This is a genomic window from Chryseotalea sp. WA131a (genome assembly GCA_025370075.1).
Classification (GTDB): domain Bacteria; phylum Bacteroidota; class Bacteroidia; order Cytophagales; family Cyclobacteriaceae; genus ELB16-189.
On record CP073016.1, the window covers coordinates 749,325 to 762,925 of the forward strand.

The following is a 13,601-nucleotide window of genomic DNA, read 5'->3' on the forward strand; positions in this document are numbered from 1 at the left end:
GCCGCAGGCTACATGCCTCAAGCTACAAGCTGCTCAACTGTTCTTCTTAGCTCCCCATTCTAAATTCTGACTTCTATCTTCTTTCACAAAAATGCCGCAGGCTACACGTCTCAAGCCACAGGCTGCGTATCATTACTTCTTAATTCATCATCTCCTAAATCCTAACTCCTGTCTCCTTACTCCTAACACCTAACACCCAAGTCCTAACATCTAAGCCCCAACACCCAAGTCCTAATCACCTAAATCTCAAATCTAAAATCTTAAATCTAAAATCTAAATTCCCCTATCTTGCTCAAAGATAATCGAAATTGTATGAACAAACTGATAGTTGTAACGGGCGGAACGAAAGGAATTGGCCGTGCTATTTTAGAGCGATTTGCCCAAGCCGGTTTTGATGTGGCCACCTGCGCCCGAAAGGAAAACGACTTGACCAACCTCCACACCGAAATTGAAAAGCAGCACAGCGTAAAAGCCTTTGTCTACCCGGCCGATATGTCGCAATTGAGCCAGATAAAAAGTTTTGTCAACTTTATACAGACCCTTAACCGCCCCATAGAAGTGCTCGTGAACAATGCGGGCTATTTTATTCCCGGCTCGGTGCTAGACGAGCCCGAAGGCAGTTTAGAGAGCATGATCAACAGCAATGTGTACAGCGCCTACTACATCACCCGCGGCTTGGCCAAGCAAATGGTGGCCAGCCAAAGCGGCCATATCTTCAACATGTGCTCCATCGCCAGCATAAAGGCTTACCCCAATGGCGGCTCCTATGCCATCTCTAAGTTTGCCCTCCTAGGCTTTAGCAAAGTGCTGCGCGAAGAACTCAAAGACAAAGGCATCCGGGTAACGGCCATCTTGCCCGGTGCCACCCGCACCTCCAGTTGGGAAGGAGTCGATCTGCCCGATGAACGTTTCATGAAATCCGAAGACGTAGCCGAAACCATTTTCAGCGCCTACAGCCTATCCAAGCGCAGTGTGGTGGAAGAGATTTTGATACGGCCACAGTTGGGGGATATTTGATGGTTGTACAGGCAAATAGTTCCTTGCCCTTGGTGTTATACGATTTACCACAAATTTATTCCTACCGTAAAATCTGGGGTAAAGAACCTCAATTAGAAATAAAAATCAGTTTTCAATCTTCGCTTGCTCTACAAGTGCGCCCGTAGAATTTGTTTTTGGATAGTCGAACAAGCCTTGCTCTTTAATGGCCTCTTCCACTTTGTGAGGAACATATTTTTCCCAGCCATCTTCTCCTCGCTTGATCATGGCCAGCACATTGTCGGATATGATATTGAGATTGGCCACGTTGGCATCGTGAATGTCTTCCAATTTATTGTTCTCCATTACGTAGCGGAACAAACTCTTTAAATTGGCAGGCAATTCTTTTTCGAAATCCTTTAGCGTAAAAAGGGAACCGTCTTTGCGCAAGGCGGGATAGATATACAATTTGACATTCGTGCCAAAAAGTGAAGCAAAGCATTCCAAAATCCCGCCACGAATGTTTTCGTAGGTCTTTTCGTCAAATACTTTTTGCAAGGCATAAATCCCCATCACAATGCCTGTCTTCTTTCCTTTGGTGATTTTGGATAGGTAATCAACCAATCGATAGTATTCAAAATAATTGGACACCAATACATTTTGCCCCAACGAGCAGATAATGTCTGCTCGATACAAAAAATCTTTTTCATCGATGTTCCCATCGGGGCTCAAGTCATTTAGGGTAAGTTCGGTAAGTGTAATTAGTTTGGATCGCTCTACATCCTCTTCTTTCTTAAAATGCCGAAGGGAAGTGAGTAGCATGTCTACGTTGACATGTGTAACCGGGCGAAAGCGACCGCGCAGAACCAACACATTCTTTTTATACAAATATTCCGATGGCTGCATCACTTGTCCATCGGGACCAAACATCGCTGCTTTGGTGAGCCCGTTCTTCACCAACTTCAAAGCCATCAGCCGATTATCCACATACCCAAAATCGGGGCCTGTTAACCGAAACATATCCACTTCTATCCTTCGGGTGGTAAGGCCATCTAGCAACGACAAAACAATTTGCTCAGGGTCGTGCAAAAACATACAGGCGTAAATCAGGTTCACCCCTAAAATCCCGAGGGATGATTGTTGCTGAAGTGGGTCGTTGTCGTGCATCTTTACATGAATGACGCAATCATTAAAATCACTTTGTGGATGCATTTGAAAACGTAAACCAATCCAACCATGACCTTGGTTGGTGCGTTCGTAATTCAAAACTTCTACGGTATCGGCAAAAGAGAAAAAACGGGTGGTTTCAATTCGGTGCGGAAGCCGTTCTGGCAAGAGTTGGTACTCATGTGTAAGCATCCGCATGAGTCTATCTTCGCATACATAACGATCGCCCACCCCATAAATCGCATCAGAAAACTTCATGTCGTATGCCGACATGGTTTTAGCGATGGTGCCCGAGGCACCGCCTACTTTAAAAAAATTAGCTGCAACTTCTTGCCCTGCTCCTATTTCCGCAAACGAGCCATAAATGGCTTTACTTAAGTTGATCCGCAGTGCTTTCTCTTGGGTGGTCAGTTTCTTGTGCTCTTCCATATGCTTACTTCACGCTGTCAATTTCCATTATTTTTTTGATCTAACGAAATTAAGTATTCAACCGATGCGCCTCCCTTTTGATACTAATGGTTTAACATCTATTTTGCCAAAATTTTTGACTATGGCAAACAGAGGCAGTTTCTCTAGCAAGATAGGTTTTATTTTGGCCGCAGCAGGTTCGGCTGTTGGGCTAGGTAACATTTGGCGGTTTCCTTACTTAGCAGGCCAAAACGGTGGCGCAGCTTTTTTGGTCATCTACTTGATTTGCATACTAACACTTTGTTTTCCTGTGATGGTGGGTGAAATCGCCATTGGAAGAAAAGCGCAAAGCGATGCCTACGGTTCCTACCAAAAATTGGGTGGTGGCAAGTGGGGTTACTTGGGTTTATTCGGCATCTTAGCCGGTATCTTTATTCTTTCATTCTACAATGTAGTGGCGGGCTGGGCATTTGGCTATTTCTTAGAAATATCTTTTGGCAACTTATTAAATGAGCAAGATTTTGGAGCATTTTTTGGAAGCTATATCAACAACATCGGCACGATTATGATATTCTCCATTGGGTTCATGGTGCTGACAGCCTTTGTCGTTTCGCAAGGTGTGCAGAAAGGAATTGAGGCTGCCAATAAAATTATGATGCCGGCTCTTTATGCAATCTTAATTGGACTTATTATCTACAGCCTCACATTACCCAATGCGATTGATGGTGTTAAGTTTTACTTAGTACCCGATTTAAGTAAAATCAATTCGCAAACCTTATTCGATGGGCTCCGCCAGGCCTTCTTTTCACTTTCGCTCGGCATGGGCACGTTGATGACGTATGGTTCGTATGTCGATAAAAAGCAAAATGTAGTTTCCTCCGCGGCTGTCATCTCGATTGCTGATACTTCAGTTGCTTTTTTGGCTGGTTTGATGGTGTTTCCCATGGTGGCGGCCATTGGCGCTTTTGATGTGGAAGGGCCAAGTTTGGTGTTTGTGGTTTTGACTAAGGTGTTTCACAATATGGGCCCCGTGGTGGGGCGAATAGTGGGTGGCTCATTCTTTTTATTACTTTGTTTTGCCGCGCTTACTTCCACCATCTCATTGCTCGAAGTGCCGGTTGCCTACTTAGTAGACCAAAAGAAACTGCCCCGCAAGCCGGTGGTTTGGGGAGTGGCCACATTGATCTTTGTATTGGGCATACCCAGTTTGCTAAGCATGGGGAAGGTAGAGTTTTTATCACACCTACCTTTTTATAAAGGCCGCGACTTCTTAACCTTTGTGAGCGACATGTGCGATTTAAGTTTAACGATTGGAGGCTGTATGCTCTGCATCTTCATTCGCCAGCGTTGGAAGATTGCCAACATGAACGAAGAGTTATCGCACGGCAATCCAAACTTCATAGGGTCATGGCTTAAAACGTATGTGAACTTTATGATTTCTTGGGTGTGCCCTATCTTGCTAGGCGTGCTATCGATATTGATAATCTTCGATAAGTTTATTGGGATTGAGAAAATTTTTGGGTAGTACTGTTAACTACTACTTATTTAAAACAAACATCTCCTCCGCTTCCCGCCTCATCTTCTCCCATTCATCGTGGGCAGGCTCTTTTCCTTTTTCAAAAACTTCATCCAATAGCCATTTTACGACACCTTTCTTCATTTGAAGTTTTTTGGCTATGTTTTCACAGAATTCTATTTCCTTTTTTTCAATCACACCATCGGCAAATACTATCAGCATCAAATCGTAAAGCACATTCATTTTATCCAAGTGGTTGTTGGGCACATTCACTTTAAATTTTTCGTTGCTATCCAAAATGGTTTGCACTTGGCGTTCTTTCAAGCCGTAGCGCTTGCCTATTTTAAAAATAACTGCTCTCTCCTTTTCGTGCACGTGTCCATCTGCCTTGGCCAATGCCATCAGGTTTTTAATGTGGTCTTTTTTGTAGGATAGGTATTGGTTTTCAAAGAATCCTCTCATAGAATTTGCTGTTAGTTATTGCTAAAGTACTGGCCTGTAATTGATTTAAAAATATCATTAATTTTGTTAATACCCTAAACCAAGGGTGCATTTCAAATTGACGCGGTTAAGCTGCGGCTTTAAATTCAGTTTGTACGAGTTTAACTACTTTGTCCCATTGGCCATTCATGTGCGTTACGCGTAAGTTGAGCATGTTCTGTGCTCCTCTCTTGGTCCAGCGCTGTCCGGAGAGTTTAAGTCGCTTTTGCACCACGGTTCGATGAGCGGATTCAATGGCGCCTGAACCAATAAGGCCGCAACCTATTTGTAAATATTTTTTATAGTCCATTCTGTCTTTATTGGCTTGATAGTAGCCCAAAATTTTTCTGGCTTGTGGATGGCCGGGAAATAATTCCCTGATGTTATCCATTACCCGATCCACTTCACTGTTCAACAGAAGTTTTTTTTGTGCCTCGGTCCACTGTTGTGCCTTTTGCCTGTCCTTGAAACATGATTCCGAAAAGGGGTACAGGTATTGAGTGGCATGATAATAATCCAAGATTGATAGTGCACCTGGAAAAGTATCTGCTATCCAGTTTCTGATCCATGGTGCACCATCGCAAATGAACACCAATCGCTCGCCCAGCGATCCATAGGATTCAATGAGTTTATCGCTTTGTTCGATGAAAGAGCGATGATCGCCCAAGTGGGCTATATACTGCGGTCGCTTGATCCAGCCCGGTTTTTCATCGATTTTGATACAATCTGATGAATTAAATATCCGGCCTACTTTTACTTCTTTCCATTGCTCTTCCCGTGTCAGGATCATCGACCCATCCGCCTCTACGTACAAGGTGTCTTGTTGTTTTACGGGAGGGGGTGTCCTGGCCCCATTCACTGTTTTGCCAAGTTCCGCCCCATAGGTATCGGTGACCCGGTACACTTGCGCGGCATTCACCTCCACTTGTAGAAATTGCTTGATCACCTCATGGCCCTTGCCGTAACAATCCAGTTGGCCTGCATACACCATGAGTTCTTGCATCACAGGGCTGATTTGAAAACCATTTTTGCCTTCACTGAAGGCATGCCGTTTGTCAATTCCTATTTGCCCCAAAGTCGTGTAGTTTTTTTTTACGCCTGTTAAGGGGAACAGGACCGAGATTCTTCTCGAGTACCTCTCGCCCAAGGTCTCGCCATAGTTCCACAAATAGTTTCTCATAATTGTAAAAGCTGTCCAATTGGTTCAGCTTTTGAAGGGCATCATAGCGCTGTTCCGCTACGGCTAAAAATTCCTCCTTGCTTATAGTTTTTTGTTTTTATTTAAATTTACAAAATCGCGACAATTTGAAATGCACCCGTTCAGAACTTCTCCACCGATCTTCCAACCCTTTCCTTACCTTTGCGGCCTAAATTTTTGATTGCCGTGAATTATCTCTCTGCCGAAGACCTCTCAAAATCCTTTAACGACCGCTGGCTTTTTAAAGACATCACCATTGGCATTGGTCAGGGCGAGAAGGTGGCCTTGGTAGGTGAGAACGGTACGGGCAAATCTACGCTGCTAAAAATACTAACTGGTCAGATAAAATCAGATAGTGGTGTGGTGAGCATGCGCGAAGGCATCAAGTTTGGCTACCTCACGCAGCAACCAAATGTAGCCGATATTCTTACGGTGAAAGAAATTTTGTTTGACGATAAGAACAAAGTTGCCCAAGCCGTGCGCGAATACGAAGATTGCCTTCACCACCCCGAAGTAAGTGCCGAGCGAATGCAGCGCGCTCTTGAAAAGATGGAAGAATTGAACGCGTGGGATTACGATGCCAAGGTGCAGGAGATTACGGGCCGTTTGGGCATTACTGATTTGGACCAAAAATTTGGAGAGCTCTCGGGCGGGCAGCGCAAGCGTATTTTTTTGGCACAAATGCTTCTGACTGAACCAGACCTTATTATTATGGATGAGCCGACCAACCATTTGGACTTGGAGGCCATTGAATGGTTGGAGAAATACCTCAGCGGCCAGAACATGACTGTGCTGATGGTGACCCACGACCGATACTTCTTAGACAACGTTTCAAAGGTGGTTTTAGAGCTTGACCGAGGTAAACTTTATCGGTATGTAGGCAACTATGCCTACTTTTTAGAGAAGAAGCAAGAGCGTGAAGAAATGTTAAAAACGGAAGTTTCAAAGGCAAGAAATCTGCTGAAAAAGGAGTTGGATTGGATGCGTAAACAGCCCAGGGCTCGGGGAACAAAGGCCAAATACCGTATCGAGGCGTTTTACGAATTGCAGGATAAGGCATCGGTAAACCTTAAGAAAGACAAGCTTGAATTGGATTTGAAAGAGGCCAGGCAGGGCGGAAAGATTTTGGAGCTCCACAACGTATCCAAAAGCTATGGCGACAAAAAGATGGTGGAGAAGTTCTCGTACGTGTTTAAGAAGAAAGACCGTATTGGCATTGTTGGTAAGAATGGCATTGGCAAGTCGACTTTCTTGGATATGCTTACGGGTAAATCAAAACCAACATCGGGTGAGATTATACCAGGCGTAACAACTAAAGTAGGCTACTTCACGCAAGAAGTACAAACACTGACGCTTACCAATCGGGTAATTGAAGAAGTAAAGAACATTGCTGAGTTCATTACCTTATCGGATGGTTCTCAGATTTCAGCATCCAAGTTTTTAGATAACTTTTTGTTCCCACCCGAAAAGCAATACAACATTATTGAAAAATTGAGCGGTGGTGAAAAGAAGCGATTGCAGTTGTTGAAGGTATTGGTGACCAATCCTAATTTTTTGATTTTGGATGAACCTACCAACGACTTTGATATCGACACACTGAATGTGCTAGAAGACTTTTTGGACAAGTTCACGGGCTGCTTGGTGTTGGTCTCTCACGACCGTTACTTTATGGATCATTTGGTCGATCAGCTTTTCATCTTTGAAGGCGAAGGAAAGATTAAGCCTTTCAATGGAAATTACTCGGATTATAGAGACTATTTGGAAGAAATAGAAACTTCCACCAAGTCTGTTCAATCAACTGATAATCAAGATTTAAAGATTGAATTAAAAACCAAAAAAGGACTTTCTTACAACGAGAAAATTGAGCTCGAAAAATTGCCTACCGAAATCGAAAAAATGGAAACGGAGAAAGTTCAATTAACGGAACAATTGAATGCTGGTAGCACTGACCACGAAGTGCTTACCAAACTTGCAATACAGATCCAGGAGTTGGGTAATTCCATTGAAGAGAAGACCGCGAGGTGGTTGGAGTTGAGTGAGATGGCGGGTGTGTAAAACGGGATACTGGTTACTAGATACTAGATGCTAGATACTGGTTACTAGATTCTAGATTCGGGACTCTTGGGTTAGCCAGCAATCAGAATCTAGCAACCAGTATTTAGAATTAAGCTGCTTTCAACAACTTAAACGGCAGCATCATAATCGATCCGATCAATTTAAACACCGTTTCTAGAGTAAAGCCCACAATACGGAAGGGCAGTAGCAACAACCAGATAATCGGCAATGCAAAAATCAAGGCGAGTGCCAATGGCCAACATAGCACAAGTAGTATGAACCAAAGTAAAATGCTGATTACGGTCTTCATCGATTTCTGAATTTTTTACCAGTTGATTTACAAACATCTTACCAATTTTGAAATCGCTTTTTCCGCATGCGCAAACTAAAATGCAATTGCCGCACTGTACGAACCTGTACAGATCAACCGGGCATTTTTGAACATCGCCTACGTTGAATTATACAATTTAAACAATCTTAAGTCCGTCCTACCCGAGGCAGTGGGAGCCATGATCAGGATAAGAATCTATGAGGATAAATTGAGCATCAGGAATGAAGGTAAGGCTAGACTTATTTTTTCCGCAAAATCTTCTCAAATAAAATCTCATGAAACAGCTTCGCCTGTTCCATGTGTGGCAGATGGCCAGCCTGAGGGATTACAAACAATTTTGCTTCAGGCAGTAGAGAGGTGAGATTGTCGCGCACATCGTTTAATACTACCACTGTGTCGTGCTCACCCCAGATGGCATACACGGGTAATTTGGCTTCGGCAATTTTATGGTGTTCCTCTTGCAATGGAGTACGATTTTTTAGTGTCGATAGGAGGGCACGCACAAAGCCCCGCGATTTCATGAGCGACCCATATTTTTTATCCCATCCGCGAAAGCGCGTAGAATCATAAAAATCACTGAGCTGTCCTTTTGCCATATTTCGGTAACGGTCACTATCTTTAAAATCAAGAACTTCCTTTTCAGAAATTGCTGCCGGATGCTCTTGGTTTGTTTCCGGTGTCTCAAAGCCTGCGGCATCTACATACACTAAATTTTGAATGCGCGCTGGAGACTGTGCCGCAAAAGCAGAAATGGTTCGGCCACCATCGGATAGCCCCAACAGCGTAATCGGCTTGTTGATTTGAAGGGTGTCAAGCAGTTCGCGCAATTGATTGGCAAATAGATTAACATCATAAATCGCATCGGGATTGTCGGAGTTGCCGCGACCAAAATTATCGTAGCGAAGAGTAGCATAACCGTGTTGTGTGGCGGCATAGAAAGTAGAATCCCAAATATAGGACGGGACTGAAAATCCATGTACTAGTACCAATATGGTATCAGCTTGCGGGTTGCTGAATTCGTAGTACGTGTAGCCTTTGCTCAATTGAACAAATTTTCCAGTAGTAATAGATTGGCGCCACGTGTCGTCTTTTGTGATGGTTTCAAAGTCGGTAGAGTTTTTTTCGTGAATGCAGTTGTAGAAGAGAAATGACATCAAAATGAAATAGGGTAATCTGAGCATGTTGAAGTTGATTAGTGATTCAATATAGAAAGTTGTTTTGGAAGCATCAAATTCTCTGCCCGCCAAACTTTCTTGGCAACGTGGGGCCTAAGGGTCTTGGGTTCAAAAGAAAAGTGAGATTGTTAAGTTCAAGTGTGCTGCTGCGCCCGTAAGCGGATACGCTTGGGGGCAGATTGTGTTTTGTTTTCGAAGCCCCCCTGAAACGGGTAACGCAGTAGTGGACCGATTTAGTGGGGAAATCGGTCGCCACATGCCACACTTAATGCCTAAAATAATACCACCCGTCCAAACAATCCTTCTTTCCAAGCGTTGTTCACAGCATCCATTTTTCGATAACTTTGCAGCTCCAAACGTAGCTTTTCCAATGATCAACACCTCTATCGAACAAGTCAAACAATACTGCAACACTCTCGTCAATTACAGCCGTAGAAAAACCCGTGAGGTAACCATAGGCAATGTACCACTTGGTGGCAACAACCCCATCCGTGTGCAATCCATGACCACGGTCGATACCATGGATACGCTTGGTTCCGTGGAGCAGGTCATCCGCATGGTGGATGCCGGTTGTGAGTATGTGCGCATCACCGCGCCCAGTATCAAAGAGGCACAAAACTTAGAAGTCATCAAGAAAGAACTGCGGGCGCGAGGCTATACAGTGCCACTGATTGCCGATATTCATTTTACACCGAATGCTGCCGAACTGGCCGCACGGTTGGTCGAAAAAGTGCGCATCAATCCCGGCAACTATGCTGATAAAAAACGCTTCGAAGAAATTGAATACACGGATGCGGCTTATCAGGCAGAATTGAGTCGCATCCGTGAGAAGTTTACGCCACTGGTAAAGATTTGCAAAGAATATGGCACGGCCATGCGCATCGGCACCAACCACGGTTCGCTAAGCGACCGCATTATGAGCCGCTATGGCGATACGCCACTCGGCATGGTAGAAAGTGCGCTGGAGTTTTTGCGCATCTGCGAAGACTTAAACTTTTACAACATCGTTTTGTCGATGAAATCGAGCAACCCGCAGGTGATGGTGCAAGCGTATCGGTTGCTAGTCCAGAAGTTAGATGAAGAAAGGTTTCAAGCATATCCATTGCACCTTGGCGTGACCGAGGCAGGCGATGGTGAAGATGGTCGTATCAAATCATCGGTAGGGATTGGAACACTTTTGGAAGACGGATTGGGTGATACCGTACGCGTTTCCCTGACCGAAGAACCCGAAGCAGAAGTGCCGGTGGCGCAAGATCTGGCGAGACGATATGATAAGCGCAAGGCTTCAATTGTCATTCCAGAAATTACACACTACCCCATCGATCCATTCTCCTACACACGCAGGCATACGCATGAAGTAATGAATATTGGCGGGCATAATGTACCACGCGTGATGGCCGATTTTTCGATGAAAAAGAAAATCACCCAAGCCTCTTTGTTTGCGTTGGGCTATCATTATTCCGTTCCGTTAGATAAATGGAACATTGCCGACATGGCGTGTGATTATATTTTCTTAGGAGACAACACCATTGACTTTGAAATCCCGGGTACGTTGGCAGTCGTGCAAAATCAAAAAACGTGGCTTACGCAAAAGAATAAACCAAACACGTATCCTCTCATTCCCGCCAAGGATTACAAAAAAGGAGCAGAGAAATCTGATGAATTAAATTTTGTCTATGCATGTCTGCCAGATGTGGACAGTGAATTAATTCTAAAACTAAATTCAGACAAGACTGCCGTGCTGGTGATTGATACCTACAACGATCACGGCATGCCCGAGCAGCGGAGATTGTTTGTGGAATTGTTGGAAAACAAATGCGAAGTGCCTGTTATTATCGGCAGGGCATACAAAGATTTAACTCCAGAATTATTGCAACTGTATGCGGCCACCGATATAGGCGGTTTGTTGATTGATGGGTTGGGTGATGGTGTTTTTATTGCAGCCGAAAATTGTGGCTCTGATAAAATGGTGAACGAAACCGCTTTCAATATTTTGCAAGCCACGCGCACACGCATTTCAAAAACAGAATACATTTCTTGTCCATCTTGCGGAAGAACGTTGTTCGATTTGCAAGAGACCACTGCCAAGATTCGTTCGCGCACCAGTCACCTGAAAGGGGTAAAAATTGGCATTATGGGCTGCATTGTGAACGGCCCGGGCGAAATGGCCGATGCCGATTATGGATATGTAGGTTCTGGCCCCGGACGGATTACTTTATACAAAGGAAAGGAAGTGGTGAAACGCAACGTGCCCACGCCACAGGCGGTAGATGAGTTGATTAATTTGATTAAGGATGGGGGAGATTGGATTGAGGTAGGGGACAACCGAGAGATGTAAGATATGAGATGTGATACTTTCTTTGCTGGGCATGGTTGGCGGTTTTTGCGTATACAATAGCTTTGCTTAAATAGGTCGCAGTTGGTTGCCTACACCATAGTCTTTAACTTAAACTCTAACTTAACTCTACTTTGTCAAATATCGGATTTTAGCAAATAGGGTTTTGTTTTTGATAGTGATTTATTGGATGAGGCAATCAAGATTTTTTTGAGGCAAGAGTAGAATGATTATGATCTTGAAAATTTCCTAGATATGGCCACCTGTCTTCAATTGATTGGCGCCTTTTCGTGTTGGATGAATAGTTGTGCCATCATCACCTGAGCCAAGTGTTGAGGTCATTGTGCACATTTTCCTGAAGCGGTCAATCGGATGGCAACCAAAAGTGGTTTTATAAAGTGACCACCAAAGCTATTTGCTTCTCAAAAGAAAAGTATTTTACTGTGGACTTTGTAATTGCACAAGCATTGACAGTGGCACTTACAACAGAGATTTGGGATGGCAGATTTTTTTGGGGCCATTGCTGCCGTTTGTGTTTTTGCTTTCCGCATATGGTTTTGCATCGGTTTTCAAATATTCTGGCTCAAATTCTTAATTTCAGAGATATTGCTTATTCAACTTAATCCACCTAATTTGTTTTCGATTTAGTACCTAAACCTATTTAATGAGTCTTCGAGAGCGCTCCCGCATTCTGCTCAATGGCTTTACACCTACTTTTTGGGTGGCCAATTCCCTCGAACTTTTTGAACGCTTGGCCTACTACGGCTCCAAGGCAGTGTTGGCTGTTTTTATTGCTGAAAAGGTAGGCTTAGAAAGCGAGGCAGGATTTTTATCTGGATTGTTCAATACCTTTTTGTATTCTCTTCCGATCATCGCAGGAGTGTTTGTGGATAAGTATGGTTTCAAACGAACGTTGATGACCTGCTTTGCCATTTTTTGCATTGGGTATTTTTTGATTGGTGCTGCTGGAATGGGGTGGGATTTTATTGATGTCATCGGAAAAAAGAACTATCTCGTTTTCGCCTTGATATTTACCGCCATTGGTGGCTCATTGATCAAGCCGTGTGTGGTAGGCACGGTGGCTGTTACCTCGAAGCCTGATGCTCGTGCATTGGGCTTCTCAATTTATTATACACTCGTTAATTTTGGTGGCGCCATCGGTCCAATTCTCGCCTATTACATACGTACCGATTTAGGGATTGAGTTTGTATTGATCATGTCATCTATTACATCTCTACTTTTGTTTTTCGGAGCATGGTTGTTTTATAAAGAACCAGCCGAAACAGAGTTAAAGGAAAAGAAAACATTTGGAAAAATATTGAGCGATATGGTGCTCGTTTTCGGAAACCTCAAGTTCATGATTTTTCTCCTCATCTTTTCAGGTTTTTGGATGATGTTCTGGCAAATCTATTATTCGTTTCCGTTTTACGTAAAGGACATTTTGCATTACGAAGCCTTTGAGTTTTTAGAAACCGTAGATGCGTGGAGCATTATTTTATTGACCATTCCCATTACAGCTTTGGTAAAAAAATGGAAACCCATCATCGCCATGATAGTTGGGTTTAGTATCTCCAGTCTATCGTGGATTATCATTGGAGCAGGCGGGACCACCATGGCAGCCATTATTGGTATGGCGGTGTTTGCCATTGGCGAAGCTACTCAAGCACCACGCTTTTATGAATACGTGAGTGCCATTGCACCAAAAGATCAAGTAGGTACATTTATGGGATTTGCATTTATGCCCATTGCCATAGGTTCGTTTACAGCCGGAATCATTGCTGATTGGCTGCGTGCATCGTACATGCAAACCAACCCCGCCATGATGTGGTATACGCTTTCTGGGATTGGTTTGCTATCAACAGTTTTGCTTATTGTTTATAATTTTATCGTATCAAAAAATTGATGCTCGAAGTGTATTTGTCTATTGCTTTTGCTTTCTTCCTACTTTAAACTATTAGAAA

At 43.6% G+C, this 13,601-nt stretch carries 10 protein-coding genes; 5 read left to right on the top strand and 5 right to left on the bottom strand.

Translation table 11 applies throughout. The features are described from left to right. Positions 1 to 312: 312 nt before the first annotated feature. Positions 313 to 1,017: an SDR family NAD(P)-dependent oxidoreductase gene (locus tag KA713_03515; GenBank protein UXE67683.1), complete on the top strand. Its 705-nt coding sequence runs from the start codon at positions 313 to 315 to the stop codon at positions 1,015 to 1,017. A gap of 105 nt (positions 1,018 to 1,122) precedes the next feature. Here KA713_03515 and KA713_03520 read toward each other — a convergent pair whose 3' ends face one another. Next, a complete protein-coding gene (locus KA713_03520; protein ID UXE67684.1) occupies positions 1,123 to 2,571 on the bottom strand; it encodes a TonB-dependent receptor in 1,449 nt (482 codons plus the stop codon). Between the two features lie 121 nt (positions 2,572 to 2,692). Between KA713_03520 and KA713_03525 the strand changes: the two genes are divergently transcribed. Further along, positions 2,693 to 4,075, top strand: coding sequence for a sodium-dependent transporter (locus KA713_03525; GenBank protein UXE67685.1), 1,383 nt, complete (start codon positions 2,693 to 2,695; stop codon positions 4,073 to 4,075). Between the two features lie 12 nt (positions 4,076 to 4,087). On the opposite strand, the gene KA713_03530 is transcribed toward KA713_03525, so the two are convergent. Then, on the bottom strand, positions 4,088 to 4,528 hold the full coding sequence (locus KA713_03530; GenBank protein UXE67686.1) for a TerB family tellurite resistance protein: 441 nt from the start codon (positions 4,526 to 4,528) through the stop codon (positions 4,088 to 4,090). 106 nt (positions 4,529 to 4,634) lie between these two features. Then, on the bottom strand, positions 4,635 to 5,726 hold the full coding sequence (locus KA713_03535; GenBank protein ID UXE67687.1) for a UPF0236 family protein: 1,092 nt from the start codon (positions 5,724 to 5,726) through the stop codon (positions 4,635 to 4,637). A 204-nt stretch (positions 5,727 to 5,930) separates the two neighbouring features. Here KA713_03535 and KA713_03540 point away from each other — a divergent pair, with 204 nt between their 5' ends. Further along, a complete protein-coding gene (locus KA713_03540; protein ID UXE67688.1) occupies positions 5,931 to 7,799 on the top strand; it encodes an ABC-F family ATP-binding cassette domain-containing protein in 1,869 nt (622 codons plus the stop codon). A 109-nt stretch (positions 7,800 to 7,908) separates the two neighbouring features. Here KA713_03540 and KA713_03545 read toward each other — a convergent pair whose 3' ends face one another. After that, positions 7,909 to 8,109, bottom strand: coding sequence for a hypothetical protein (locus KA713_03545; protein UXE67689.1), 201 nt, complete (start codon positions 8,107 to 8,109; stop codon positions 7,909 to 7,911). A 260-nt stretch (positions 8,110 to 8,369) separates the two neighbouring features. Continuing rightward, a complete protein-coding gene (locus KA713_03550) occupies positions 8,370 to 9,311 on the bottom strand; it encodes an alpha/beta hydrolase (GenBank protein UXE67690.1) in 942 nt (313 codons plus the stop codon). Between the two features lie 364 nt (positions 9,312 to 9,675). Between KA713_03550 and ispG the strand changes: the two genes are divergently transcribed. Together ispG and KA713_03560 are read left to right on the top strand one after the other, a co-directional pair. Then, entirely contained in the window at positions 9,676 to 11,643 is a 1,968-nt protein-coding gene (gene ispG / locus KA713_03555; protein UXE67691.1) for a (E)-4-hydroxy-3-methylbut-2-enyl-diphosphate synthase, read from the top strand. A 661-nt stretch (positions 11,644 to 12,304) separates the two neighbouring features. Then, positions 12,305 to 13,543 (top strand): MFS transporter, encoded by a 1,239-nt coding sequence (locus tag KA713_03560; protein UXE67692.1) that lies wholly within the window; start codon positions 12,305 to 12,307, stop codon positions 13,541 to 13,543. The last annotated feature ends 58 nt before the right edge of the window (positions 13,544 to 13,601 follow it).